23 protein-coding genes are annotated in these 26,437 nt (G+C 63.8%); 13 read left to right on the top strand and 10 right to left on the bottom strand.

Annotated elements, in window-relative coordinates; all coding sequences use genetic code 11:
* Positions 1–58 precede the first annotated feature (58 nt).
* The gene (locus L1069_RS16400; RefSeq protein ID WP_237456389.1) at positions 59–655 is read left to right on the top strand and encodes a DUF1285 domain-containing protein; all 597 of its coding nucleotides are present in this window, start codon (positions 59–61) and stop codon (positions 653–655) included.
* 3 nt (positions 656–658) lie between these two features.
* Here L1069_RS16400 and L1069_RS16405 read toward each other — a convergent pair whose 3' ends face one another.
* On the bottom strand, positions 659–973 hold the full coding sequence (locus L1069_RS16405) for a cupin domain-containing protein (protein WP_237456390.1): 315 nt from the start codon (positions 971–973) through the stop codon (positions 659–661).
* 212 nt (positions 974–1,185) lie between these two features.
* On the opposite strand from L1069_RS16405, the gene L1069_RS16410 reads away from it, so the two are divergent.
* Positions 1,186–1,938 carry a TIM barrel protein gene (locus L1069_RS16410; RefSeq protein WP_237456391.1) on the top strand — a complete coding sequence of 251 codons (753 nt, stop codon included), beginning with the start codon at positions 1,186–1,188 and terminating at the stop codon, positions 1,936–1,938.
* A gap of 90 nt (positions 1,939–2,028) precedes the next feature.
* A complete protein-coding gene (locus L1069_RS16415) occupies positions 2,029–2,265 on the top strand; it encodes a DUF2798 domain-containing protein (RefSeq protein WP_237456392.1) in 237 nt (78 codons plus the stop codon).
* A gap of 343 nt (positions 2,266–2,608) precedes the next feature.
* Here the strand turns inward: L1069_RS16415 and polA are convergent, their stop codons facing one another.
* From polA to L1069_RS16430, 3 genes are all read right to left on the bottom strand, one after another.
* Positions 2,609–5,410, bottom strand: coding sequence for a DNA polymerase I (polA, locus tag L1069_RS16420; RefSeq protein WP_237456393.1), 2,802 nt, complete (start codon positions 5,408–5,410; stop codon positions 2,609–2,611).
* 652 nt (positions 5,411–6,062) lie between these two features.
* On the bottom strand, positions 6,063–6,548 hold the full coding sequence (locus L1069_RS16425; protein WP_237456394.1) for an NAD(P)H-dependent oxidoreductase: 486 nt from the start codon (positions 6,546–6,548) through the stop codon (positions 6,063–6,065).
* Between the two features lie 131 nt (positions 6,549–6,679).
* Positions 6,680–6,874, bottom strand: a complete 195-nt coding sequence (locus L1069_RS16430) for a zinc-finger domain-containing protein (protein ID WP_129372375.1) — start codon at positions 6,872–6,874, stop codon at positions 6,680–6,682.
* Positions 6,875–6,945: 71 nt separating this feature from the next.
* Here L1069_RS16430 and L1069_RS16435 point away from each other — a divergent pair, with 71 nt between their 5' ends.
* Positions 6,946–7,884: an ABC transporter ATP-binding protein gene (locus L1069_RS16435; RefSeq protein ID WP_237456395.1), complete on the top strand. Its 939-nt coding sequence runs from the start codon at positions 6,946–6,948 to the stop codon at positions 7,882–7,884.
* Positions 7,885–8,076: 192 nt separating this feature from the next.
* Here L1069_RS16435 and L1069_RS16440 read toward each other — a convergent pair whose 3' ends face one another.
* Positions 8,077–8,541: a DUF1203 domain-containing protein gene (locus L1069_RS16440; protein WP_237456396.1), complete on the bottom strand. Its 465-nt coding sequence runs from the start codon at positions 8,539–8,541 to the stop codon at positions 8,077–8,079.
* Positions 8,542–8,775: 234 nt separating this feature from the next.
* Here L1069_RS16440 and L1069_RS16445 point away from each other — a divergent pair, with 234 nt between their 5' ends.
* From L1069_RS16445 to L1069_RS16470, 6 genes are all read left to right on the top strand, one after another.
* Positions 8,776–11,703 (top strand): error-prone DNA polymerase, encoded by a 2,928-nt coding sequence (locus L1069_RS16445; protein ID WP_237456417.1) that lies wholly within the window; start codon positions 8,776–8,778, stop codon positions 11,701–11,703.
* Positions 11,704–11,850: 147 nt separating this feature from the next.
* Positions 11,851–13,368: a 2,3-bisphosphoglycerate-independent phosphoglycerate mutase gene (gene gpmI, locus L1069_RS16450; protein ID WP_237456397.1), complete on the top strand. Its 1,518-nt coding sequence runs from the start codon at positions 11,851–11,853 to the stop codon at positions 13,366–13,368.
* Positions 13,365–14,498 (top strand): peptidase M23, encoded by a 1,134-nt coding sequence (locus L1069_RS16455; protein ID WP_237456398.1) that lies wholly within the window; start codon positions 13,365–13,367, stop codon positions 14,496–14,498. The genes gpmI and L1069_RS16455 overlap by 4 nt, the downstream gene beginning before the upstream one ends.
* Positions 14,499–14,505: 7 nt before the next feature.
* On the top strand, positions 14,506–15,840 hold the full coding sequence (locus tag L1069_RS16460) for a S41 family peptidase (RefSeq protein ID WP_129372370.1): 1,335 nt from the start codon (positions 14,506–14,508) through the stop codon (positions 15,838–15,840).
* Positions 15,841–16,328: 488 nt separating this feature from the next.
* Complete coding sequence (locus L1069_RS16465) at positions 16,329–17,393, top strand: trifunctional transcriptional activator/DNA repair protein Ada/methylated-DNA--[protein]-cysteine S-methyltransferase (RefSeq protein ID WP_237456399.1); 1,065 nt, start codon at positions 16,329–16,331, stop codon at positions 17,391–17,393.
* Positions 17,390–18,133 (top strand): isocitrate lyase/phosphoenolpyruvate mutase family protein, encoded by a 744-nt coding sequence (locus L1069_RS16470; RefSeq protein WP_237456400.1) that lies wholly within the window; start codon positions 17,390–17,392, stop codon positions 18,131–18,133. Before L1069_RS16465 ends, L1069_RS16470 begins: the two co-directional genes overlap by 4 nt.
* A gap of 7 nt (positions 18,134–18,140) precedes the next feature.
* Here L1069_RS16470 and L1069_RS16475 read toward each other — a convergent pair whose 3' ends face one another.
* The 3 genes from L1069_RS16475 to L1069_RS16485 form a co-directional block, all read right to left on the bottom strand.
* The gene (locus L1069_RS16475) at positions 18,141–18,518 is read right to left on the bottom strand and encodes a hypothetical protein (protein WP_129372367.1); all 378 of its coding nucleotides are present in this window, start codon (positions 18,516–18,518) and stop codon (positions 18,141–18,143) included.
* A gap of 12 nt (positions 18,519–18,530) precedes the next feature.
* Positions 18,531–19,292 (bottom strand): DUF6478 family protein, encoded by a 762-nt coding sequence (locus L1069_RS16480; protein ID WP_129372366.1) that lies wholly within the window; start codon positions 19,290–19,292, stop codon positions 18,531–18,533.
* An 89-nt stretch (positions 19,293–19,381) separates the two neighbouring features.
* Complete coding sequence (locus tag L1069_RS16485; RefSeq protein ID WP_237456401.1) at positions 19,382–20,071, bottom strand: hypothetical protein; 690 nt, start codon at positions 20,069–20,071, stop codon at positions 19,382–19,384.
* 290 nt (positions 20,072–20,361) lie between these two features.
* On the opposite strand from L1069_RS16485, the gene L1069_RS16490 reads away from it, so the two are divergent.
* The 3 genes from L1069_RS16490 to L1069_RS16500 all read left to right on the top strand — a co-directional run bounded on the left by L1069_RS16490 (position 20,362) and on the right by L1069_RS16500 (position 23,660).
* The gene (locus L1069_RS16490; RefSeq protein ID WP_237456402.1) at positions 20,362–21,264 is read left to right on the top strand and encodes a type II CAAX endopeptidase family protein; all 903 of its coding nucleotides are present in this window, start codon (positions 20,362–20,364) and stop codon (positions 21,262–21,264) included.
* Positions 21,265–21,327: 63 nt separating this feature from the next.
* Positions 21,328–22,278 (top strand): acetyl-CoA carboxylase, carboxyltransferase subunit beta, encoded by a 951-nt coding sequence (gene accD / locus L1069_RS16495; RefSeq protein WP_237456403.1) that lies wholly within the window; start codon positions 21,328–21,330, stop codon positions 22,276–22,278.
* Between the two features lie 110 nt (positions 22,279–22,388).
* Positions 22,389–23,660 (top strand): folylpolyglutamate synthase/dihydrofolate synthase family protein, encoded by a 1,272-nt coding sequence (locus tag L1069_RS16500; RefSeq protein WP_237456404.1) that lies wholly within the window; start codon positions 22,389–22,391, stop codon positions 23,658–23,660.
* A 170-nt stretch (positions 23,661–23,830) separates the two neighbouring features.
* Here the strand turns inward: L1069_RS16500 and L1069_RS16505 are convergent, their stop codons facing one another.
* Positions 23,831–24,736 carry a bestrophin family ion channel gene (locus L1069_RS16505; RefSeq protein WP_237456405.1) on the bottom strand — a complete coding sequence of 302 codons (906 nt, stop codon included), beginning with the start codon at positions 24,734–24,736 and terminating at the stop codon, positions 23,831–23,833.
* Positions 24,733–25,806: a cell division protein ZapE gene (gene zapE, locus L1069_RS16510; RefSeq protein ID WP_237456406.1), complete on the bottom strand. Its 1,074-nt coding sequence runs from the start codon at positions 25,804–25,806 to the stop codon at positions 24,733–24,735. Before zapE ends, L1069_RS16505 begins: the two co-directional genes overlap by 4 nt.
* Positions 25,807–26,437: the final 631 nt, after the last annotated feature.

The following is a 26,437-nucleotide window of genomic DNA, read 5'->3' on the forward strand; positions in this document are numbered from 1 at the left end:
CCTCGTTTCCCGGATATATGCTGTTACTCTATCGTGCTGACTGGAAATGGCAAAAGCAATGAGCGGACAAAAAGCTGTGACACCCGATGCCGAAGGCCTTGCCGCGGCGGCCAAAGCGGCCGGCAAGAAGGCCGGGAAGCGCGGGGGGCTGCCGCCGGTCCACCTGTGGAACCCGCCGTTCAGCGGCGATCTGGACATTCGCATCGCCCGTGACGGCAGCTGGCATTACCTCGGCACGCCGTTCACCCGGTTTGAACTGGTCAAGCTGTTCGCCTCCATCCTCAAACTGGAGGATGGCAAATACTACCTTGTTACCCCAGTGGAAAAGGTTGGAATCACCGTCGAGGACGCACCATTCGTGGCGGTGGATTTCGATGTTGAAGGCGCGGGGCGTGAGCAGGTGATCACCTTCACCACCAATATCGGCGACACTGCCGCGGGGGGGGCGGAGAATCCGATCCGGGCCGAACGGGATGGCGAAACCGGCGAGCCGTCTCCGTACGTTATGATGCGGGCCGGGCTGGAGGCGCTGATCGACCGCAAAAGCTTCTACCGGCTGGCGGAGCTGGGCGAGCACCACGACGGCTGGTTCGGCGTCTGGTCTGGCGGGGAGTTTTTCCCGCTGATCCCTTCGGCTGAACTGGATGGGGACTGACCTCTAACCGGCGGGGGCTTCCTCCAGCAGTTCGGTTTCGACAAAGGCGCAGGCAAAGTCATTGCCGTTGATCACGTCATGCTCCACCCCGGCCTTGCGGAAATATGGAACCCCACGCTGCATCACCGCCTCAGTGCGCGTCCCGTCGGGATGGGCGATTTCCAGCACGCCGTCAAACAACGGCACCACAACATAGTCGAACCCGTGCCGGTGCCAGCCGGTGTTGTCGCCGCGTTTGGCAAAGCTCCATTCGGTCACGCGGACACGGTCGTTGTCAATTCTGACCGCCGGCTTGGCGGTTCCCATTGCATCACACATGGCTGTCTCCTCTGATACGTCAGCCTAGGCGTGTATCAATCCGCGCAGTTATGCCCACCTGCCGCCGCCTATGATGCCAGTTGCCACCCGGCGCGGCGGCAGAAACTTGCCGCTAGAGGTTAATAAGGATTTAATATGAAAATTCTGTTCTTTTGACGCCTTGGCGGCCCCTGTGCGCAGCGCTAGACCTTCGGGGAAGAAGGAGAACCCTCATGCCCCGCTTCGCGGCCAATATTTCGCTGTTGTTTGCAGAGCTGCCTTATCTCGACCGCTTCCAGGCTGCGGCCGCCGCCGGGTTTGAGGCGGTGGAGATCCTGTATCCCTATGAACTTGCCGCCAAGGAAACCCAGCGCGCCCTGCTTGCCAACGGGCTGGAGCTGCTGCTGATCAACGCGCCGCCGCCGAATTACACCGGCGGCACGCCCGGCTATGCGGCCATCCCCGAGGGCGTCGACCGGTTCCAGCGCGACATCCGCCGGGTGCTGCGCTACGCCGAGGTACTGAAGGCGGGCAAGATCCATGTGATGGCGGGCTATACCAAGGGTGCAGAGGCGCAGCGGACCTTTGTTGAGAACCTGCAATGGGCCGCCGGCCGCGCGCCGGAGCAGCAGTTCACAATCGAACCTTTGAACAGCGGCGACCAGCCCGGTTATTTCCTGGACGACTACAACCTGGCGATGGAGGTGCTGGAGGCGGTGGACCGCCCCAATGTCGGTTTGCAGTATGATGCCTACCATGCCCAGCTGATCCACGGCGATGCGGCTAAGGTCTGGGAGATGTTCGGCTCCCGCGCCGTGCATGTGCAGATCGGTGCAGCACCCGGTCGCTGCGAGCCGGGCACCGGTCCGGTCGATTTCCCAGCGCTGTTTGCCGCCATCGACGCCAGCGGTTATGACGGCTGGGTCAGCGCTGAATACACGCCCTCGACCCGGCGCACCGAAGACAGCCTCGGCTGGATGCGTTAAGCCGCCGCAGGCGGGCTGTTACATTCGTGAATTGAAATATGATACGGCGGCCTGCATAAGGGCGGCAGGATCACAGGAAGGACCCCGCCGATGCTGCCCGCCCGCTTTGCCCCTCTGCTGTTCAGCCTGATCCTGTCGGGGCTGATGTCCTTTATCGTGACTGGTGTGGCGACCTGGAAAACGCTGGGGTTTGGTGCGGGTTTTACGCAGGCCTGGATGCAGGCCTGGTCGGTCAGCTGGCCGATTGCCTTTGCCGTCGCCTTCACGGCCGCACCGCTGGTGCGGCGGCTAGTGGCAAAACTGGTCAAAAAGCCGACCGGCGGCTAAGGCCGGGCAGGGGAAAACTCCCGCCCGCTGCAAGCTGCATCTGCGATGCATCAGCAGCCGTTGGGCATGGCGCCGCTGGCGCGGCGCAGAGTCTTTGCTGAGAAGCCCCTGGGGCAGGTCTGTCCTTGAGGGGCGTTCCCAATTGTTTTCAGCGCAGTCCGCGTCAAGGGCAAGCCGCGCTGAACGCGCGGAGCGTTGCGGCTCCCTCGACCCAGGGTGGAGAGGGTGCGGCAATCGCCGCGCCGCGTCAGCGGCGCTTGGCCCAACGGGATGAGATCGCCAGATCGAAGCCGGGCGGGAGTGCTTCGCCTGCCTCAAAAGGAATTGCCTCAAGAAAACTGCTTTAGTGCGCCTCCGCCCAGTTCTGACCGCGGCCTGCGTCCACCACCAGTTTCACGTCCAGATGCACTGCCGGATCGGCGGCGGTCTGCATTACCTGACGGGCGGCTGCGATGGTCTCCTCCACTGCCGCTTCCGGCACTTCGAACAGCAGTTCATCGTGCACCTGCAGCAGCATCCGCGCGGGCAGATGGGCAATCGCCGCAGGCATCCGGACCATCGCCCGGCGGATCACATCGGCAGCAGTCCCCTGGATCGGGGCGTTGATCGCGGCGCGTTTGGCAAAGCCTGCTTTCGGCCCCTTGGCGTTGATCTCGGCGGTGTGGATCTTGCGCCCGAACAAGGTCTGCACATAGCCATGTTCCTTGGCGAATTCCACCGTCTGATCCATGTATTTGCGGATGCCTGGGAAACGCTCGAAATAGCGGTCGATGAACCCCTGCGCGTCCTTGCGCGGAATGCGCAGATTGCGCGCAAGGCCAAAGCCTGAAATCCCGTAGATCACACCGAAGTTGATCGCCTTGGCCTGACGGCGGATCTCCGGTGTCATCTGGTCCAGCGGCACCTCGAACATCTCCGACGCAGTCATGGCGTGAATATCCTGCCCCTCGGCAAAGGCCGCCTTCAGCGCGTCAATCCCGGCCATATGCGCCAGAATACGCAGCTCAATCTGGCTGTAATCCAGCGATAGCAGAACATTGCCCTCGTCCGCCACAAAGGCCTCGCGGATGCGGCGGCCTTCCTCGGTGCGCACCGGAATATTCTGCAGGTTCGGATCAGTCGAGGCCATGCGGCCGGTGCTTGCCCCGGTCTGTGCATAAGACGTATGCACCCGGCCGGTTTCCGCATTGATATGGTCCTGCAGCGCATCCGTGTAGGTCGATTTCAGTTTGCTGAGCTGCCGCCAGTCCAGCACCCGCGCGGGCAGATCATGCTCGGTCGCCAGATCCTCAAGGATATCGGCACCGGTGGCATAGGCGCCTGTCTTGCCCTTCTTGCCGCCGGGCAGGGACATTTCGTCAAACAGGATCTCCCCCAGTTGCTTGGGAGAGCCGACGTTGAAGCTGCGGCCCGCCAGCTCGTGAATCTCGGCCTCCAAGCCAGCCATCTTCTGGGCAAAGGCATTGGACATCCGGCTCAGCGTATCGCGGTCCACCTTGATGCCGTTGCGTTCCATATCCGCCAGCACCGGCACCAAGGGCCGTTCCAGCGTCTCGTAAACCGTGGTCACCCGCTCCTGATGCAGCTGCGGCTTGAACGCCTGCCACAGGCGCAGGGTGATATCGGCGTCCTCAGCCGCATAAGGCACCGCGTCGTCAATCGGCACCCGGTCAAAGGTGATCGCCGATTTGCCACTGCCCAGCAGCGGCTTGATCGGGATCGGCGTGTGGTCCAGGTAGCGTTCGGACAGCGCATCCATGCCATGCCCGTGCATCCCGGCATGCAGCGCGTAAGACATCAGCATGGTGTCATCAATCGGCGCCACATCCACCCCGTAGCGGTGCAGGATCTTGGCGTCGTATTTCATGTTCTGGCCGATCTTCAGGATCGCCGGATCTTCCAGCACGTCCTTCAGCATTGCGACGGCCTCTTCCAGCGGCATCTGCCCGTCGGACAACCCCTCGCCGCCAAACAGATCATCGCCCCCGGCCTTATGCGCCAGCGGAATATAGCAGGCCTCGCCCGCTTCCACGCACAGCGAAATGCCGACCAGATCGACAACCATTTCATCAAGCCCGGTGGTCTCGGTATCCACCGCCACCCAGCCGCGCCGGCGGATGCGGTCCACCCAGACCTGCAAGGCTTCCGCCTCGCTGACGCATTCGTATTTGTCCTTGTCGAAAGGCACAGCTTCGGGTGCTGAGGCCTCAGCCGCAGCGGCGGGCGCTTCGGGAATGGCTGGTGCATCCATGCCCAGCTGATCGGCAAGGCGCTTGGTCAGGGTGCGGAATTCCATCTCCGACAGGAAGGTCAGCAGGGTCTCGGCATCCGGCTCCACCACTTCCAGATCCTCCAGCGAGAAATCCAGCGCCATATTGCAATCCAGCTGCACCAGCCGTTTGGACAGTTCAATCTGCGCGCGGTGTTCGATCAGGGTCTGGCGGCGCTTGGGCTGCTTGATCTCCTCGGCGCGGTCCAGAAGGCTCTCCAGATCGCCGAATTCATTGATCAAAAGCGCTGCGGTCTTGATCCCGATCCCCGGCGCGCCGGGCACGTTATCAACGCTGTCACCCGCCAGCGCCTGCACATCCACCACCCGGTCGGGGCCGACACCGAATTTCTCATGCACGCCGTCGCTGTCGATCCGCTTGTTCTTCATCGCGTCCAGCATTTCAACGCCGCCGCCGACCAGCTGCATCAGGTCCTTGTCGGATGAAATAATGGTACAGCGCCCGCCGGCATCACGCGCCTGGTGCGCCAAGGTGGCGATGATGTCATCGGCCTCGAACCCTTCAACTTCCTTGCAGGCGATGTTGAAAGCGCGGGTTGCCTCGCGGGTCAGCGGGAACTGCGGGCGCAAGTCCTCAGGCGCGGGCGGACGGTTGGCTTTGTAAAGGTCGTACATCTCGTTGCGGAACGACTTGCCGGAATGGTCGAATATCACCGCCACATGGGTCGGCGCATCGGGGCCTGTGTTGCCCTCCACATATCGCTGCAGCATGTTGCAAAAGCCGGCCACTGCCCCAATCGGCAGCCCGTCGGATTTCCGCGTCAGCGGCGGCAGCGCGTGATAGGCGCGGAAGATGAAAGCCGAGCCGTCGATCAGATGGAGATGACAACCTTTGCCGAACTGAGTATTGCTCATGGTTATTTACTCCCGTTGATTTGGCGCCCGCATGTTTCAAAAAACCTTATCCTTCATCCCCCGCTGCACTGCAATTGCCGTTCTGCCGGTTGCACTGACGGTTCTCGTGTCTTGCACTGAACCTGTGGGCAATGATGGTACAATCGACGCCCTTTTCCCCGCAGAGTGTTCAACCGTGCAAGGCAGCCCGGGCAATTGTGCGCCCCTGGCGGCCTGCCTGGAAGGAGGAGAGATTTTCACTGGGGCCGCAACAGGCTGGCTTAAGGGCAGTTTCAGCGGCGAAACGTCCTCGGGCGTGCAGTGTACGGGCACATGGAAGGTGCAAAGCAAAATCGGCAATTACGGCACTGCGGACATTTCCTGCAGTGATGGCCGGGAAGGCTCCGCCCGTTTTGCATATGCGGATTTTGCATCGCACACAGTTTGGGGGGATGGCGAATTGTCGGGCGGCGGCAAACTCAAAGTATGGGCCGGGCCGGGGCTGAAAGAGCGTCTTAACAGAAACTATAGAACTGCCAGTGCTGTTTGCTCAGGGTTCTGAAGCCGAAACAGTTATGAATGGCCAGTTTTCTGCCGAGCAGATTGCAATGTATTTAACTGGCCGGACACAGGCGTGACCTAGGCATGGTCTTCAGTGCGCAATGGTAAAGTGTCAAAACACCCCCATCGCCAGCCCCGCGCCCAGTGCCAGCCCCAGCTCGCGGCAGGCATCCAGCTGGTCCTCCGGGATCACCTTCTCCGCCAGAATAGCTTCGGGCGTTTGGGCATTGGTGCAGATGATCAGCGGCTCTTGCACCTGTTTCAATCGCCAGCCGGTGGCAATCCGGGCGCATTGCCGGGCGGCGTTTTCGCCGTCCGAGCCGGCACAAACCATCTGCGCATAGGGCCGTCCGTTGAGCCGCCCCAGCACCGGATAATAGCAGCGGTCGAAAAACTCTTTCATCTGGCCGGACAGCGCCGCCAGGTTCTCCGGCGCGCAGAACAGATAGCCATCCGCCGCCAGCAGATCCTCCGGCCCGGCCTCTACGGCCCGTTTCAGAACCGTGGAAACCTCGCCGCGTGCCGCCTCTGCCGCCGCCTCCGCCATCCGGCGGCTGCCGCCGGTGCGCGAGTGGTAGACGATCAGAAGCTGTGCCATGTGCGCCATCCGTTTGCTTCAGCCCAGCGGGACCATACCGGGCGCTGGCAAATTTCTTCAAAGAAATTTGGCGGGAGAACTTGAATTCTCCGGTTCTCAGCCGCTGCAGGCCTGGGCTTGGCTGCGTTGGATCACTCCGCCGCCTTGGCCGCATCCTCATAGATATACTTGCAGTCGCAATAGGGGCATTCTACGAAACCCTCGGCCTCGGGGATCTGCAAATAGACCCGCGGATGCCCCAGCGCGCCCTCGCTGCCGTCGCAGGCCACCTTGCGGCTGTTCACGATCCTGGTTTCCGGCGCTTCAGGGGGCGTGGCGGTGCTCATGGCTGGCAGTCCTTTCACTTTTCGGCTAGGCGCTTTTATGAGCCAAGGAAAAACCGGGGGCAAGAGCGGCGATGACAAGCGATGCAATCCGTATCAAAGCTTTGCGTAAAATCTACAAAGGGCACAAAGGCCAACCCGGGAAACACGCGCTGAAGGGCGTCGATCTCACGGTGCCGCGCGGCTCGGTCTTTGGGCTATTGGGGCCGAATGGCGCCGGTAAATCCACCCTGATCAATATCCTGGCAGGGCTGGTGCGCAAGACCAGCGGACAAGTGTCGATCTGGGGCTTTGACCAGGACGAAAACCCGCGCCAGAGCCGCGCCGCCATCGGTGTCATGCCGCAGGAGCTGAACCTTGATCCTTTCTTCACCCCGCGCGGCGCGCTGGAGGTGCAGGCGGGTCTTTACGGTGTGCCCGAACCCGAACGCCACAGCGACGAAATCCTGCGGATGATCGGCCTCACGGACAAGGCCGAGGCTTATGCCCGGACCCTCTCTGGCGGCATGCGGCGGCGCTTGCTGCTGGGCAAGGCGCTGGTTCACCGCCCGTCGGTGCTGGTGCTGGATGAACCTACTGCGGGTGTCGATATCGAGCTGCGCCAGATGCTGTGGCAGAACATCCGCAAGCTGAACGCCCAAGGCATGACGATCATCCTCACCACCCATTACCTGGAGGAAGCCGAGGAGATGTGCGACGAGATCGCCATAATCAACCAGGGCGAGGTGGTGGCGCGGGACAGCAAATCCAGCCTGCTGGGCCGACTTGATGCCAAGACCATGGTGGTGCATCCGGCAGTGCCCGCCACGGTCGTGCCGCAGGGCGAGGGGATCGAGGCCAGTTTGCGCGAAGACGGCGCCGTGGTGCTGCGCTACCGCAGCCGCCTGACCAGCGCCGAGGACGTGCTGGCCGCGGTCCATGCCGCCGGTATTTCGATCCGTGACGTGAAGACCGAAGAGGCAGATTTGGAGGACGTTTTCCTGTCGCTGACAAAGTCAGCCAGAGCGGGATAGTCTGTCCGGCAGGTTGGAACATCTGTTCCGCGCGGCCGGCAGGCCGGGCCGCGCCTGCCGGCCCGTCAATCCGAAGGTTTGCCTCCGGCAAAACGGTCAGGCACGTGCGCGCCTGCCCAGGCAGACGCCGCTCTCAGTGTTCCGAGGTCAACGTGAGGGTTGGCACTTTCCCCTTCACCCCCGGTTCCCCCTTCACCCCCGGTCGATCCGCGCCTGGTAGCAGTTGTTGCGTGATGACCGGACGTGGATGTAGCTGACCCGCTCATCCGCAAAGATCGCTTCCGTCTGACCCCTCATCTCCGCTTGCGGGGTGACAATGCCGGTGCCGTAAACAATCCGGTGATCGGCGCTGTAGCCTTTGATCAGGTAATCCGGGGAGCCCGTCAATATCTCCGGCATCTCTTCGCCTTCGTGCCGTTCGCAATGATCGGCGCACAGGAAAATCGGCCCCGTCTCGGCATAGGGCTGCGCCTCGGGAAAGGGGCGGTGGGCCAGGATCAGCATGCCTGTGCCATCGGGGATGTATTGCAGGCAGTGGCGGCAGGGGTTGCTGCCGCCGCCGGACACCGCGCGCTCCGGCACTTGGCCGTGGGCATCGGTGCCGCCATCCTGCAGCGCGCGGACAATCTCTGTGGGCAGGGCGGTGATCCTGATCATGCGTTTTCTCCTTTTGCTGACACCACCATGCCCGGTCCACCCTGCCGCAATCGACCCGGATCATGCGCATCCTGCTGTGGCCTGAAACAAAGCGCTCCCGCCCTTCGTGCTGGCATTGGAAATGCCCTGCGGCGGTTGGGCCAAGCGCCGCGCTGTGCGCGGCGCGGGCGGCGTTTGCGGCTGGCGTTGCGGCAGGACTCCACATGGGAACAAAACAGGAATATCATGCAGGCCATGTTTGCCGAATTCGCCTGCCTTTCCAACTTCACCTTCCTCACCGGGGCCTCCCACCCTGAGGAGTATGTGACCCGCGCGCTGGAGCTGGGGATCGCGGCGGTTGCCATTGCCGACGAAAACTCGGTGGCGGGCATCGTGCGCGCCCATGCCGAATGCCGCGGCATTGCCCGCCAGGTGCGCGAGCGGCAGGCCTGGAACCGGCAGAACACGCCCATCGGCCCGCCGCCCCCCGAAGGCATCGCGCCGCCGCTTTCTTTCCCTATCTACGATGCGCCACGGCTGATCCCGGCGGCGCGGCTGATCTTCAGTGATGCGCCTGAGGTGATTGCGCTGCCAGTGAACCGCGCGGGCTGGGGCAGTCTGACCCGGCTCCTGTCCACCGGGCGGCTGAGGGCACAGAAGGGCAGCTGTCTCCTGCACATCGCTGACCTGCTGGAATTCGCGGAGGGTCTCCACCTGCTCCTGTTGCCGCAGACGGAACATGGCCTCAGCGGCGCGGGCGGATGGGGGCCGCATATGGACGGGCTGACGCGCCGCTTTGCCGGGCGGATGCATCTGCTGATGGCGCCTGCCTATGACGGCGGCGACCGGGCACGGTTTGCGCAGCTCGCGGATCTCGCCCGGCATCTGAACCTGCCGCCGCTCGCCAGCGCCGCGCCAAAGATGCACCACGGCAGCCGCCGCCGCCTGGGCGATGTCCTCAGCGCCATCCGCCTGCGCTGCAAGGTAGAGATCCTGGGCCGCGCCGCCATGGCCAATGGCGAGCAGCGCCTGCGGTCCGAGGCGGAGATGCGCCGCCTGTTCCGGGGCCATGAGACGGCGGTGGACAACGCCGCCCGGCTGGCGGACCAGCTGACCTTTTCCCTGGATGAGCTGCGTTATGACTACCCGGATGAGGGGCGCGGCAGCGAAACCCCGCCGCAACGCCTGCGGCGGCTGGCCGAGGAGGGCCTGCAATGGCGCTATCCGGGCGGCGCGCCGGACAAGGTGCGCAGCCTGCTGGAGCATGAGCTGGCCCTGATCGGCAAGCTGAAATACGACCCCTATTTTCTGACCGTGCGCGACATCGTCGCCTTTGCCCGCTCCCGCGGAATTTTATGCCAGGGGCGCGGCTCGGCAGCGAATTCGGTGGTCTGCTACTGCCTGGGCGTGACCTCGGTTAGCCCCGAACTCGGCACCATGGTGTTCGAGCGTTTCGTCTCCGAAGCCCGTGACGAGCCGCCGGACATCGACGTCGATTTCGAGCACGAACGGCGCGAGGAGGTGATCCAGTGGATTTATGAACGCTACGGCCGCCACCGCGCAGGCCTCTGTGCCACGGTGATCCACTACCGCGGTAAACGCGCCATCCGCGAGGTGGGCCGCGCCATGGGCCTGACCGAGGATACCATTTCGGCCCTGTCCTCGCAGCTGTGGGGGTTTTTCAGCGCCAAGGGGGTGGAGGCCGAGCGGATGCGCGAGATCGGGCTGGACCCCGGCAGCCGCCGCCTGCAGCTGACGATGCAGATGGTGGAGCAGATCATCGGCTTCCCGCGCCACCTGTCGCAGCATGTGGGCGGCTTTATCATCACCCAAGGCAGGCTGGACGAGCTGGTGCCGATCGAGAACGCCACGATGGAGGGGCGCACAGTCATTTGCTGGGACAAGGACGACATCGACACGCTTGGGATCCTCAAGGTCGATGTGCTGTCCTTGGGCATGCTGACCTGTATCCGCAAGGCGTTTGATCTGCTGCAGCAGCACCACCAGCTGGATTACAGCCTGGCCACCCTGCCGCCCGAGGATCCGGCGGTCTACAACATGCTGTGCCGGGCCGACAGCATTGGCGTCTTTCAGGTCGAAAGCCGGGCGCAGATGAACTTTCTGCCGCGGATGAAGCCGCGCCATTTCTATGATCTGGTGATTGAGGTCGCCATTGTCCGCCCCGGCCCGATCCAAGGCGATATGGTGCACCCCTATATCCGCCGCCGCAATGGCGAGGAGCCGGTGCATTTCCCCTCGGACGCGCTGGGCGAAGTACTGGGCAAGACCCTTGGTGTGCCGCTGTTTCAGGAGCAGGCGATGCAGATCGCCATTGTCGGCGCGGGCTTCACGCCGGAGCAGGCCGACCGGCTGCGGCGGTCGCTCGCGACCTTCAAAAAACATGGCAACGTCAGCGAATTCCGCAGCCTGTTTTTGCGCGGCATGGCCAGGAACGGCTATGATAGCGGTTTCTCCGAGCGCTGCTTTTCCCAGATCGAGGGCTTTGGCTCTTACGGGTTTCCGGAAAGCCATGCGGCGTCTTTTGCGCTCTTGGTCTATGCCTCTGCCTGGATCAAATGCCACCATCCCGGCATCTTTGCCTGTGCGCTGCTGAATGCGCAGCCGATGGGGTTTTATGCGCCTGCCCAGATCGTGCGCGACGCCCGCGAACATGGCGTAGACGTGCGCCCGGTCTGCATCAATAATTCTTATTGGGACAATGTGATGGAGCCGGACGGCCATGGCGGGCTGGCGCTGCGGCTGGGGTTCCGGCAGGTGAAAGGCCTGCGCGATGAGGATGCCGCCTGGATGACTGCGGCACGCGGCAATGGCTATACGGAGGTGGAGGACGTCTGGCGCAAGGCGGGCACCCCGCCGCCGGTGATTGAGCGGCTTGCTGAAGCCGATGCCTTTGCTGCCCTCGGGTTGAACCGGCGTGAGGCCTTGTGGGCGGCCAAGGCGATCACCGCCCGCAAGCCGCTGCCGCTGTTTGCCCGCGAGCTGGAGGGCGAGGGGATTTACGAGCCGGAAGCGGATCTGCCGCAGATGGGCCTGGGCGAGGAAGTGGTGGAGGATTACGTCGCCATGCGGCTGAGCTTGCGGGCCCATCCGGTGGCGCTGATCCGGCATCTGCTGACACCGCAGAACGCGGGCGGCGGCGCGGGTGGCGGGCCGGGGATTTGAGTATTTTTGGAAAGATGAAGCGGATTGGCGGAGGCTTGCTGCCGCCAAGCGCGCTGATAACGCCAACTGTGGCAGGAATGCCGGTTCACCCCGGCGCGGCGAGGCGTTAGAAGGCTTGCGAACACAGCCTTGCCCCGGAGCTACCCCATGACCGCACCCAAACCCGTTGTCCTGTGCATTCTTGACGGCTGGGGCAGCGGCGAGCCCGGCAAGGCAAACGCGCCTTATCTGGCGCAAACGCCAACCTTTGATGCGATCCTGGCCAAGGGGCCGGCCGCCCGGCTGATCACCCATGGGCCGGATGTCGGGCTGCCGACCGGGCAGATGGGCAATTCCGAAGTGGGCCACACCAATATCGGCGCGGGCCGGGTGGTGGCGATGGATCTGGGGCAGATCGACCTGGCGATTGAAGACGGGTCGTTCTTTGAAAACGGCGCTTTGCAGGCGTTTATCGCGCAGCTGAAAGAAAGCGGCGGCGCGGCGCATCTGATGGGGCTGGTCTCGGACGGCGGCGTGCATGGGCATATCAACCACATCCTGGCGGCGGTGACGGCGGTGACGGACGCGGGCGTGCCGGTCTGGCTGCATGCAATCACCGACGGGCGCGATGTGGCGCCGAAATCGGCCTTTCGCCATTTCCGCCGGCTGGAGGAGAAGCTGCCCGAAGGCGCCCGCATTGCCACCGTCACCGGGCGCTATTTCGCGATGGACCGCGACAACCGCTGGGGCCGCGTCAGCGAGGCTTATGATGCGATGATCCATGCCAAGGGGCGGCCGGGAATGAATGCCCACGGCGCGGTGGACCACGCTTATAATCAGTCGGAAACGGATGAGTTCATCGCCGCCACCGTGCTGGACGGTTATCAGGGGGTAAAGGACGGCGACGGGTTCTTTTGCCTGAACTTCCGGGCTGACCGCGCGCGGGAGATTCTGCGCGCGATTGGCGAACCGGGGTTTGCTGAATTTGATGCGGGCGAGCGCCCCAAACTGGCGGGCCTGCTGGGCATGGTGGAGTATTCCGACAGCCACAGCGATTACATGACCACCTGTTATCCCAAGGCAGCGATTGTGAACACGCTGGGCGCCTGGGTGGCCAAACAGGGCAAGCGCCAGTTCCGGCTGGCGGAGACCGAGAAATACCCGCATGTGACCTTCTTCCTGAATGGCGGCAAGGAAGACCCGGAAGAGGGCGAGGACCGGTTCATGCCGAAGTCGCCCAATGTGGCGACCTATGACTTGCAGCCGGAGATGTCGGCCCCCGAGGTGACGGAGAAGTTTGTCGAGGCAATTGCTGCGGGCTATGACCTGATTGTGACCAACTATGCCAATCCCGACATGGTCGGCCATACCGGCGATCTGAAGGCGGCGATGCTGGCCTGCGAGGCAGTGGACCGCGGGTTGGCACAGGTGGTGGAAGCGCTGGAGAAGGCGGGCGGCGCGATGATTGTCACCGCAGATCACGGCAATTGCGAGGTGATGGTGGACCCGGAAACCGGCGGCGCCCATACTGCGCATACGCTGAACCTGGTGCCGGTGGCGCTGGTCGGCGGGCCGGAAGGCGCCACACTCCGGGATGGGCGGCTGGCGGATCTGGCGCCGACTATTCTGGAGCTGATGGGGCTGGAGAAACCGGCAGAGATGACCGGGGAGAGCCTGCTGTCATGACGCTGCGGGCGGGCTTTTTGCTGCTGGCGCTGCTGGCCGCACCGCTGCAGGCGGCAGCGGACCCCGCCGGGGCCGCGCGCACGGCGGCGGCGCAGCTGGAGGGGGCTTCGGTGCAATTGCAGGAGGCCGGCAGCTCCCGCGACCGGGTGAAGGCGCTGACCGCAACCGTGCAGGCGTTTGAGGCCGGTCTGGCGGCGATGCGCGACGGCTTGCGCCGGGTGGCGCGGCGCGAGGCGCAGCTGAGTGCGCAGCTGGCGGCGCGGCAAGAGGAGGTCTCGGGGCTGCTGGGGATTATCCAGACCATTGAAACCTCGCCGCCGCCGGTGCTGATGGTGCATCCTTCGGGGCCTTTGGGCGCGGCACGCTCGGCTATGATGCTGGCCGAGGTGACCCCGGCCCTGCATGCCAGGGCGCAGTCGCTGAAGATGGATCTGGACGAGGTGCAGAGCCTGCGGCTGCTGCAGCAGAACGCGGCCAGGACGCTGGAAGAGGGGCTGGCGGGCGTGCAGTCCGCGCGGGTGCAGCTGTCCACCGCGATTGCCGACCGCACCACGCTGCCGCGCCGTTTCACTGCTGATCCGGTGCGTACCGCGATCCTGATTTCCTCGACTGAAACCCTGTCGGGATTTGCCGACGGGCTGGCCGAGATTGCCGGCGGTGACATCGCCGGGACCAGCGCTGACATCACAGAGCTGCGCGGCACCCTGCCGCTGCCGGTCGAAGGGCTGGTGCTGCGCGGCTACGGCGAACGGGACGCGGCGGGTATTGCCCGGCCCGGTCTGCTGATCGCGGCGCGTCCCCGCGCCCTGGTCACGGCGCCGGCCGCCGCCACCATCCGCTATCGCGGGCCGCTGCTGGATCTGGGCAATGTGGTGATTCTGGAACCGCAGCCGGAGACGCTGTTTGTGCTCTCCGGCCTGGCCGAGGTGTTCGGCGAGGCGGGGCAAGTGATCCCCGAGGGCACGCCGGTGGGATTGATGAGCGGAGAAAACCCCAAGCCGGATGCAATTCTGTCACTTAGCGGTGAAGGGGGTGGAACTGACCGGACAGAAACGCTCTATATAGAAGTGAGAATGGACAACAGCCCGGTGGACCCGGAAACATGGTTCCGCACTGGAAAAGGTGGATGAAGGCTTGATGAGAAAATTTGCGATGGCCGCCATTGGCGGCACGCTGGCAGGGATTGTCGCTACAACCTATGTTGCGGGCCCTTTGCTGGCGCAGGAAGGCACGCGCGAGGCAAATGTCTATGAGCAGCTGGACCTGTTCGGCGACATCTTCGAGCGTATCCGCGCCCAATACGTCGAGGAAGTCGACGAGAAGGAACTGATCGAGGCGGCGATCGGCGGCATGCTGACGTCGCTGGATCCGCATTCCAGCTACCTGTCGCCGGATGATGCGGCCAGCATGCGGGTGCAGACCCGCGGCGAATTCGGCGGCCTGGGGATTGAAGTCACGCAGGAAGAGGGCTTTGTCAAAGTTGTCTCGCCGATTGACGGCACCCCGGCGGACGAGGCCGGCATGGAATCGGGCGATTTCATCACCCATGTGGACGGCGAAAGCGTGCTGGGCCTGTCGCTGGACGATGCGGTCACCCTGATGCGCGGACCAGTGGGGTCCGAGATTGTGATCACCGTGGTGCGCGAAGGCGAGGCCGAGCCGTTTGATGTCTCGATCATCCGCGACACCATCAAGCTGACGGCGGTGCGCAGCCGCATCGAGGGCGATACCGTGGTGATGCGGATCACCACCTTTAACGATCAAACCACCACCAACCTGGTGTCCGGGCTGAAAAAGCAGATCGAAGATGCGGGCGGCAAGGATAATGTGAACGGCATCGTTCTGGACCTGCGCAACAATCCCGGCGGGCTGCTGACCCAGGCGATCAAGGTGGCGGACAGTTTCCTGGAATCCGGTGAGATCGTCTCGACCCGCGGCCGCGACCCCGAGGACGGCGAGCGGTTCAACGCAACGCCGGGCGATCTGGCTGATGGCAAGCCGATTGTGGTGCTGATCAATGGCGGTTCGGCCTCGGCCTCGGAAATTGTGGCCGGTGCGCTGCAGGATCACCGCCGCGCCATCGTCATCGGCACCAAGTCTTTCGGCAAGGGATCGGTGCAGACGGTGATGCCGCTGAAGGGCGAGGGCGCGATGCGTCTGACCACTGCGCGCTATTACACACCGTCGGGCCGGTCGATCCAGGCGCTGGGCGTCAGCCCTGATATTGTGGTGCAGCAGCCCCGCCGAACCGCTGCGGCTGAGGAGGAGAACGACTCGCCTGCCCGCCGCTCGCGCTCCGAGGCCGATTTGCGCGGCAGTCTGAACAATGACAGCCTGAGCGAGGATGAGATCCGCCAGATCGAAGCCGACCGCGAAAAGGCCGAAAAGGCCGCGGAGCTGCGCGAAGAGGATTACCAGCTGGCCTATGCCATCGACATCCTGAAGGGGCTGGTGGCGCTGGGACCGAAGTAAGGCTTGGCCATATTGCAGCACAAAGGGGCCGTCCGGCTGGGCGGCCTTTTTTCTGCTCTGCTGTTCACGTGCCGGCCGGGCGGCAGCAGGGGGCGTTGCCCCCTCAGGCCTTGCGGCCCTCACCCCCAAGGTATTTTTGGCCAGAAAGAAGCGGCAGGGGGGTGGCGTTTGCGGGCAGCACGGAGCGCCGCCGGGCAGAGAATGGACAGACCCCGCGGGTCCTGCTTGGACAGGAATTCCTGAACGACCCCCTTTTTATCGCGGCCGGTCTCTGGGTGCTGCGCAGACAGCCGCACAGCTTGCCCGCGCCTTGTGCAATGGGTGATCGACCTGGGGAGTGTATGTTGTGAAAACCTGATGATCAGGTGAAACCGGCGTACGCTGAAAAGGCAACACCCAGCCCGGCACAACGCATTTGTCGCGTCAAAGTGAATATCAACGCCCGATCTCCGGCGCATTGATTGCATGGGCTGGGCTATGTTCGCCCCATGATGTTTGACCTGCCTGATTCCCCGACGCTGTACCAAGCGCTGATCACACGTGATGACGCCTATGAGGGGCGCGCCTATGTGGGCGTGACCTCCACCGGCATCTTCTGCCGCCTGACCTGCCCGGCGCGCAATCCGAAGTACGAGAACTGCCGCTTTTACGCCAGCCCCGGCCAATGTATTGAGGCGGGGTTCCGCGCCTGCAAACGCTGCAAGCCGCTGGCGGCTGCTGCCGGGGATGATCCGATGGTACAGGATCTTCTGGCCCGGCTGGAGGCGCGTCCCGCCTATCGCTGGGGCGAGGGCGATCTGGCGCGGATGGGGCTGGATGCGTCCACCGTTCGGAGGGCGTTCAAGCGGCATTTCGGCATGACCTTTCTGGAAATGGCCCGCCAGCGCCGCCTGCGCGAGGGGTTCACCGCGCTGAAAGCCGGCGAGCCGGTGATTGCGGCGCAGATTGATGCCGGGTTTGAAAGCGCCAGCGCCTTTCGCGCGGCCTTTGCCAAGCTGGTCGGGATTGCGCCGGGCGCCTTCCGCAAGGACGCGCTGTTGCTGGCCGACTGGATCGACACGCCGCTGGGCGCGATGATTGCGATCAGCTGCCGGCACCAGCTGCATCTGCTGGAATTTGCCGACCGCAAGGCGCTGCCGCGGGAAGTGGCCAGGCTGCAAAAGGCGCAGCCCGGAGGGATCGGCTTTGGGCGGCCGGCGCCGACGCAGCAGATCGCCGAAGAGCTGCAGCGGTTCTTTGCGGGTGACGGCGCGGATTTCCAAACCCCGCTGGCCCTGCATGGCACCGGGTTCGAGCGCGAGGTCTGGCGCTACCTGCTGACCATTCCGGCGGGCGAAACCCGCAGCTATTCGCAGATCGCGCGCGAGCTGGGCCGGGCTTCGGCCACAAGGGCGGTGGCGCGGGCCAATGGTTCCAACCAGCTGGCGCTGGTAGTACCCTGCCACCGGGTGCTGTCGGCGGATGGATCGCTGACCGGTTATGGCGGCGGCTTGTGGCGCAAGCAGCGGCTGATCGAGATTGAGACAAGCTACAAACAGAGGATTTCTGCATGACATATTCCGACCGCGCACGCGCCTTTGCGACGCTGCATCAGCCGGGCAACCCGGTGGTGCTGTATAACATCTGGGACGCAGGCAGTGCCAAGGCGATTGCCGGGGCGGGGGCCGCGGCCTTGGCGACCGGCAGCTATCCGGTGGCCGTTGCGCAGGGCTTTGCCGATGGCGAGCAGATCCCGCTGGAGTTTGTTCTGGGCAACGCTGAACGCATCATCGCCGCCACGGATTTGCCGGTGACAATTGATTTTGAGGGCGGCTATTCCCGTGCGCCTGAACAGCTGACCGCCAATGTTAAACGGCTGGCCGAAACCGGCGCCGTGGGGCTGAATTTTGAGGACCAGGTGGTTGGGACGGCGGAGCTCTACAGCATTGAAGAGCAGGCCCGGCGGGTTGCTGCAGTACGGGCGGCCAATGCGGACATTTTTGTCAATGCGCGCACAGATTTGTTTCTGAAGGAAAAAGATGCGTCGAAACACGCGAGCCTGATGGCGGAGGCGCTGGAGCGCGGCGCGGCTTATGCCGAGGCCGGCGGCAATGGGTATTTCATCCCCGGCCTGACTGATCCGGATCTGATTGCACAAGTCTGCGAGGCAAGCGCGCTGCCGGTCAACACGATGATGCGCGGTATCACGCTGGAAACCGCGCGGCAGGCAGGCGTTGCGCGCTGCAGCTATGGCCCGATCCCGCACGCCAAGCTGATGCAGGTGCTGTCAGAGCATTTCCAGGCATTGGTGTAACCGCCGCTCAGGTGGTTTCCAGGCAGTGGCGGCGGAAGGCGCGTTTCAGCATGTCGAGTTCTGCGCGCAGCAGTTCGACCTCGGCGCGCAGATCGTCCGCCACAGCCTCCCCGGCGATCAGGGTGAAATCACCCAGACGGGTGCCGCCGGCGGCATCGAATATCACGAAAGTCTGCACCCCGTCGGCCAATGCCTCGGCGGGGACCGGCACTGAGATCAGCCATTCGCCGCCTGCCTGGCCTTCTTTCAGTTTTGCATCGGCCACCGGCTGATCCTGGAACATCACGGAAATCTCGGGCCGCGCGCCGCTGGCGGGGGCGTTGCTGATCCGGCCCTCCCAGATGCCGTTGCGGAAGCGGATTTTGGTCAGTGACAGGTCGCTCATGGCTCAGGTTCCTCAGATCGCCGCGCGGCGGTGGCGCGAGAAGGTCAGGTCGCGCAGGATCACCTGGTTCATATCCGGCGCTTCAAATATCAGATCAAGCCAGATCTTTTCGATCCGCTTCTCGTTCAGCTTGGAATAGGCCAGGTCGAACTCCACCACGATGTTCTTTTGCTCCTGCGGCAGCTCGCGCACGATCTGTTCGGTATTGGGACCGTGCTGGATGTTGAGCCGGGCAAAAATCTCGATCGGTTTTTCGGATTCGATAATGCTATCGATCCGCAGCAGATGCTGCCGGGTCATGCCATTGGCAGCGGCGGGCGGCAGGTCGATCACCAGCGACAGGAACGAGCCGTCGAATTGGAACACATCCATGCGCAGGCCGAAGGGAGCAAGGTCTTCTTCGCGGGTGTTGCGCAGCTGGCGCAGGGTCAGTTCGGAGAAGGCGCAGTCGTGAAACAGCTGCGCCTCATCGCCGAGCCGGGCCTTGGCGGGGACGGAGGACAGCCCGCATTCGGGCAGCGGCCCTCGCCACAGTTCCGGGCGCCAGGACCAATCGGTGCCATGCGGGCGCGGAAAGAAGGAGGAGCCGATCTGCGGCAGCGCCAAACGGCCGTCGGCGGTGTGGATCAGCCGGTCCAGATGGGTGCGCAGCTGGCGGGCCTGATTGCGCTGGCGGCGCAGTTCAGACAGCGGCGCGCGGGCCGACTCTTCTGCGGCTGCGCGCCAGCGGCGCAGGCTGCGCAGGTGCAGCAGCCGGTCCATGATCCTGCCCATCGTGCTCTCTCTTGCCTGTTGCGCCGTGTTGCGGAGTCCGGCCCGTGCGGTAATGCGGCGGGCGCTGGCGCCAGTGTAACCGCTGGCGGCTATTGAAAGAAACCGGCAATCCGCTGGCTAAGCCCGCGTTTTTTGCGAAGGGCGGGCGTGGCGCCGGTTTCCGGGGCGCCGGCGGCTGCCGCTGCGGGCCGTGCCAGGGGGCGCAGGGATTGCCGGGGGCCTTTGGGCAGCACCGCGCCGGCTTCCTCAAGATCCGGCAGGGTGGAGGCTTCCAGTGAGCGGTGGGTCACTTCGTTCAGCAGCGCTGCCCCCTGGCGGCCCAGGGCGCGGCTGCCCTCCGGTGCATAAAGCGCCAGGGCGACCAGATGCCGGTCGAGCACAAAGGCACCGCGCCAGTGAACCGGACTGGCCCCTTCGGCGACGGCTTCGGGGAATTCCAGCCGGACCAGCGGCAGCAACTGGTCGTCGCGGGTTTCCAGCAGCGTGGCACCGGGGAACATGGCCACGATATCAGCCGCTTGCGGGGCTGCGGCGTCTTGTTGCGCCGGACCGATCGAGGCGGTCAGAACGGCCGCATTGCGGGAGCCGAACCAGCGGTTCCGGTCCAGCCGGCTGCAATGGGCAATCAAGGCAAAACCGCCGCTGTCATCCGCCGTGCTGCTGCGCCGGTCAAAGCAAAAGGTTTCCGGGGCAGCCAGCAGCACGCCGCCGCCGGCAAAGGACATCACCTGGCCGCTAAGGCGCGGCGCCGGGCCGGACACGCGGGCGGCAAAGGACATGCCTGTGGGGGCGGGGCTGCATCCCGCCAAGGCCAAGCCGGCCAGCGCGGCGGCGGCTGCAGCTCTGCGCAGTCCTGGCGCCTTTCCGCCGGGGAGCGAAAAAGACACGGGTTTCCCGTTGTTTGTTCTGGTCACTGCGGTCCCTGCCGGTCTGTTTTTTTGACAAATTTATTACGGGCAGGGCTGCTGCGCGGCAAGTGTGAACCGCGCGCCGGGCTGTCTGCCTTGCCATGGCGTTGCAGCAATGCATAACGTTGGCGCAATTTGCCGCCATTCCAGCCGGAGGACACATGCAGCACAGGCACAGAGACGGGTACAGTTACAGGGCGCATGAGGCCTTGGTGCGCTTTGCCCGGCTGCAGCCTGCGCTGTGGCGGCTGCTTTTGGGGCTGGTGCTGGTGGCGGCGGTCAGCTTTGCGATGACCGCGGCGCTGCAGGTGATGGTGGCGGGCCTGTTCCCCGGCGCCTGGCTGCAGGGGCTGAGTGACGGCAGCAATCCCGGCGCCATGCTGGTGCTGCTGGGCAGCTTTGCCTTTCTGTCGCTGGGGGTGGCCATGGCGGCGCGGCTGTTTCACCAGCGCAGCTTTGCCACCGTGACCGGGCATCTGAGGCCGCTGGTTTGGCAGTTCGGGCGTGTCAGCCTGTTTCTGATGGGGCTGACCCTGTTGATCCTGCTGCTGCCGCCCTACAGCATGGGGCCGCCGATGACGCCGAACCTGCCGTTCTGGACCTGGCTGGGGATCCTGCCGCTGGCGGTGGTCGGGGTACTGGTGCAGACCGGATCGGAGGAGATCCTGTTCCGCGGCTATATCCAGCAGGCGCTGGCGGCCCGGTTCCGCAGTCCTCTGGTCTGGCTGCTGGGGCCCTCGGCGCTGTTTGCGCTGGGCCATTACCTGCCGGCCGAGGCCGGGGAGAATGCGTTGCTGATTGCTGCCTGGGCCGGGCTGTTCGGTCTGCTGATGGCGGACCTGACGGCGCGGGCGGGCACGCTGGGCCCGGCGATGGCGGTGCATTTCTTCAACAATGTGACGGCGCTGTTGCTGTTTGCCTCGCCCACCAGCCTGAACGGGCTGTCGCTGTATCTGATCCCCTTCGAGATGGCGGACGTGCAGGCGCTGCGGCCTTGGATGGCGGTGGACTTTGCGCTGATGCTGGTCAGCTGGCTTTGCGCACGGCTTGCCATACGCCGCTGATTGCAATTGCGGCCAAGGCGCCTTATCTGGGGGGCAAACCGCGCCCCCGGAGAGGCAAGCAATATGAACTGGATCACTAACTACGTCCGGCCCAAGATCAACTCGATCTTTTCGCGCCGTGAAGTGCCCGAGAACCTTTGGCAGAAATGCGATGAATGCGGCACCATGCTGTTTCACCGCGAGCTGAGCGACAATCAGAACGTCTGCACCAGCTGCGGCCATCACATGCATATCACGCCGCGCGACCGGTTCACCGCGCTGTTTGACGGCGGTGTGTTCACCGAGGTTACGGTGCCGGAACCGCTGGCCGATCCGTTGAAGTTCAAGGATCAGAAGAAATACCCCGACCGGATCAAGGCGGCGCAGAAAAAGACCGGCGAGAAAGACGCCATGCTGGTGGCCGCCGGTGAAATCGGCCGCACCCCCATTATCGCTGCGGCGCAGGATTTTTCCTACATGGGCGGCTCGATGGGCATGTATGTGGGCAACGCCATCATCGCCGCGGCTGAAGAAGCGGTGAAGCTGGGCCGCCCGCTGGTGCTGTTTTCCGCCGCTGGCGGTGCGCGGATGCAGGAAGGCATCCTGTCGCTGATGCAGATGCCGCGCACCACTGTGGCGGTGCAGATGCTGAAAGAGGCGGGCCTGCCCTATATCGTGGTGCTGACCCATCCGACCACCGGCGGGGTGACAGCGTCTTATGCGATGCTGGGCGATGTGCATATTTCTGAACCCAATGCGCTCATTTGCTTTGCCGGTCCCCGCGTGATTGAACAGACCATCCGCGAAAAATTGCCCGAAGGGTTCCAGCGCGCCGAATACCTGCTGGATCACGGTATGCTGGACCGCGTGACCTCGCGCACCGAGATGCGCGGTGAGCTGATCACCATCATTCGGATGCTGATGGGCCTGCCGCCGCAGGTGGTGGGCGATCTGCCCTCGCCGGAAGAGGAAGACCCCGCCATGGCCGCAAATGCGCCAACCGAGGCCGCAGTCAGCGAAGAAGCTGCCGAATAAACCGGTCTATATTAACCTGCCCGGCTGTCCGGCCGGACCGCGCCCGTCCTTACCTGGGCGGGCGCTGTTATTTGCTGCATTTGACTTTCCGATCTGACAGGACCAGGCCGATGACCCAGACCTCCGACGCGATCCTCGCCCGCATGATGGCGCTGCACCCCAAGATCATCGACCTGACGCTGGACCGGGTCTGGCGGCTGCTGGCCGCATTGGACAACCCGCAGGACAAGTTGCCGCCGGTGATCCATCTGGCCGGCACCAATGGCAAGGGGTCGACCCAGGCGATGATCCGCGCCGGGCTTGAGGGGATGGGAAAAAGCGTCCACGCCTATACTTCGCCGCATCTGGCGCGGTTTCATGAGCGGATCCGGCTGGCGGGGGAGCTGATCTCGGAACAGTATCTGACTGAGGTGCTGGACGAGTGCTACGGCGCAAATGGCGGTGAGAACATCACCTATTTCGAGATCACCACGGTGGCGGGGCTGCTGGCGTTTTCCCGCACCCCGGCTGATTACACGCTGCTGGAGGTGGGCCTGGGCGGGCGCCTGGACGCCACAAACGTGATTGATAAACCCGTGATCAGCGTGATCACCCCGATTTCTATCGACCATGAGCAGTTCCTGGGCAATACGCTGGCCAAAATCGCCGCGGAGAAGGCCGGGATCATCAAGCGCGGGGTGCCGGTGGTGGTTGGCCCGCAGCCCAACGAGGCGATGGAAGTGATCGAGGCCACCGCCGCCCGTCTTGGCGCGCCGGTGATTGCCTATGGCCAGCAGTGGCATGTGCATCAGGAACACGGCCGGTTGGTGTTCCAGGATGAAACCGGCCTTCTGGACCTGCCGCTGCCTGCGCTGCTGGGGGCGCATCAGGTCCAGAACGCCGGCGCGGCGCTGGCGGCGCTGCGCCATCTGGGCGCGGATGAGGCTGCCTGCGAGGCGGCCATGTTAAATGCGGAATGGCCCGCCCGGATGCAGAAGCTGAAGACCGGCCCGCTGATCGAGGCAGCACCGGAAGCCGAACTGTGGCTGGACGGCGGCCACAACGCCGCGGCGGGTATCGCGCTGGCCGATGTGCTGGCGAAACTGCCGGAACGCCCCACGCACCTCATCTGCGGCATGCTGAACACCAAAGACGTGAGCGGCTACATGGCTCCCCTGGCGCCGCAGGTGGCAAGCCTGACGGCCATTTCGATCCCCGATGAGATCAACACGCTGAGCGCGGAAGACACCGAGGCGGCTGCCAATTCGGTCGGCATCGAAGCGGGCACGGCTGAGAGCACAATGGCAGCGCTGCAGATGATCACCGCCAAGGATCCGCAGGCGCGGGTGCTGATCTGCGGCTCGCTCTATCTGGCGGGCCACATCCTGCGCGAAAACGGCTGAGGCTTGCAACTGCGGGGGGAGGCTCTCCCGCCCGGCTTCGATCTGGCGATCTCATCCCGTTGGGCCGGGCGCCGCTGGCGCGGCGCGCCTCCTGCTTCTTTCTGGTTTCAAATACCCCGGGGGTGAGGCCGTGAGGCCGAGGGGGCAGCGCCCCCAGACCCGTTCAGCCGCTAGTCCAGAACGTAGTCCACGGGTTCCAGCCGGGGCGGCACGTCGCGCCCCAGCGCATTGCAGACCGAGATTTCCATCACCCGGCACATCGCGCTGAGCGGAACTGAGTTGGCCTGTTTGCGGAACGGGTGTTCCAGCTCATGGGTGACCTCGGCCAGACCGAAGAACACATAGGCCACCACCGCCGCCACCAGCGGTTCGAACCAGCCCGCACTGTCCAGAAGGGCAAAGGGGAGCAGCAGGCAGTACAGATACGTGGTGCGCCAGACCAGCAATGAGTAGACAAAGGGCAAGGGCGTGCTGAGCAGCCGTTCGTTGCCGGCCTGCGCAGCTGGGAAGGCAGCCAGACGTTCAGCCAGGGCGCGCTGGCCGAACCCGTCGATACGGCCCGCCTCGGCCATGCCGCGCAGGCGGGTGGCAATGTCCCTGAGGGCGGCGTTCGGGCTGTTCTCGGTCTGCATCAGCTGTTCTGCGTCCTCCGATCCGACCCAGCGGCGGACGGTATCGGCCACCTCATCGCCGCGCAGCTGGGCGCGGTGCAGATGGTGAAAAGCCAGAATGCGGGTCAGGATATAATCCTCATCCGGGCCTTGGCCGGCAAAGATCCGCAGCTCCTGCGCCAGGCTGCGCACGTCCGAGACCATGCGGCCCCAGATCCGCCGCGCCTCCCACCAGCGGTCATAGGCAGCATTGTTGCGGAAGCTGAGGAACAGCGACAGCGACAGGCCGAATACCCCCATGGCGCCGATGGAAATCTGCGGCATCGCAACGACATAGCGATCCAGCACCAGCACCAAGAGCGCCCAAAGCGCGGCGCCGATGATATTAGGCAGGATGCGCGGCACCACCGACCCGTTCAGAATCAGAAAAATTTCCCAGCGGCTGGGCGTGTCGCGGACTATCACAGGTCTGCGGCTCCCCAGTCCTTGTCCTGCATTTCGCGCAGGCGCGAGGCGGTGCGTTCGAACTCAAAGGTGCCTTCGCCCTCGACATAGAGCATTTCGGGCTGTGCCGCCGCCGAGCAGATCAGCCGCACCTTGGCCTCGTACAGGGCATCAATCAGGGTCACAAAGCGCCGCGCCTCGTTGAAATTGTTACGGGAGAGGCGGGGGATGTCCTCCAGCACCAGAACCTTCACCTCTTCGGCGATGGCGAGGTAGTCGCCGGGACCCAGCATCTTGCCGCAGAGGTCGTAAAAGGCGGCGCGCGCCACGCCGTTGCGGAAGGCGGGCAGGGTGACTTCGCGACCCTTCACCTCCAGTGTCAGGGGCTGCGCCGGGCCGCCGGAGAGATCGGTCCAGATCGCGCGGATCTGCGCGCGGGCCTCGGCATCGACGGGGGCGAAATAGACCTGTGCGCCGGTCAGGCGGTGCTGGCGGTAGTCGGTCGGGCTGACCATCTCGTGCACGTGCATCTGCGTCTTTATAAGGTCAATGAAGGGCAGGAACAGCTGCCGGTTCAGGCCGTTCTTATACAGTTCGTCCGGCACCCGGTTGGAAGTGGTGATCACAGTGACGCCGGCGGCGAACAGCGCCTCGAACAGGCGTCCCACGATCATCGCGTCGGTGATGTCGGTGATCTGCATCTCGTCAAAGGCCAGCAGGCGCACCGAGTCTGCAACCGCCTTGGCCACCGGAGCCAGCGCATCCTCCACCCCGCTTTGGCGGGCCTCGTGCAATTGGGTGTGGATTTCCTGCATGAAGGCGTGGAAGTGCACCCGGCGGGCGGGGATATCCTCCAGGCTGTCGACAAACAGATCCATCAGCATCGACTTGCCGCGGCCCACCCCGCCCCAGAGGTAGAGCCCCTGGACCGGTTCATATTCCGCCTTGCGGAAGAAGCCGCGTTTCACCGGCGGCGCCATCAACCCTTCTGCGATGCGGTCGAAATGGGGAAGCACGGCCTCCTGGGCCGGGTCGGGCTGCAATTCGCCTGCGTCGATCTTTTGCCGGTACAGCGTGGTCAGATGGGTCATGGGACAGGGATAGCGCGGGGCGCTGGGGATGGGAAGCGGGGAGCAATTGCTTTCACATTGATTGTGGCAGCGATTAGTTCGAATGGTTACTCTAAGTCATGCTGCCAAGACGGCTCCAGAACCCGCAGTACTGACTTTGCGCGGCTGGGCCGCCGGAACAAAATATTTGGGAGAAAAGCATTTTGCCGCGATTGTCACCTGCGAAAGCATATCGTTCGATATTCGTTTTTACCGTGTTTACTCTGGCTGCATTCTTGCTGTTAAATCCCGTCAATGGCCATGCAGCATCAGTTTTTGAAAGTGTGACAGACACCATAGATGACACTTATCTATTTGAGGGCCACTGGCCGCAGAAAGCGGGAGATGAAACGCTTTTTCCAATTGTAACAATACATAAAGTGATAAGCCGAGAGGGCCGTACATACGTTTGTGCAGCATATATCTCTGCACACAGTAAGGCGCATTTATTCTTCAAACGATCTAAGGTCTATGTGGGGAAAAGAAACTTGAAAGCGGCCCTGTGGCGATTGAAGACGCCTGACATAGGCCGGTCATGTACTGCTACTACAGAAATGCGAGCAATAACCAAGTGGTTTTCTGGAAGGACTGTCACCTGCGTCCGGGCGCGTGC

Source organism: Leisingera sp. MMG026, assembly GCF_021654205.1.
Lineage (GTDB): Bacteria > Pseudomonadota > Alphaproteobacteria > Rhodobacterales > Rhodobacteraceae > Leisingera.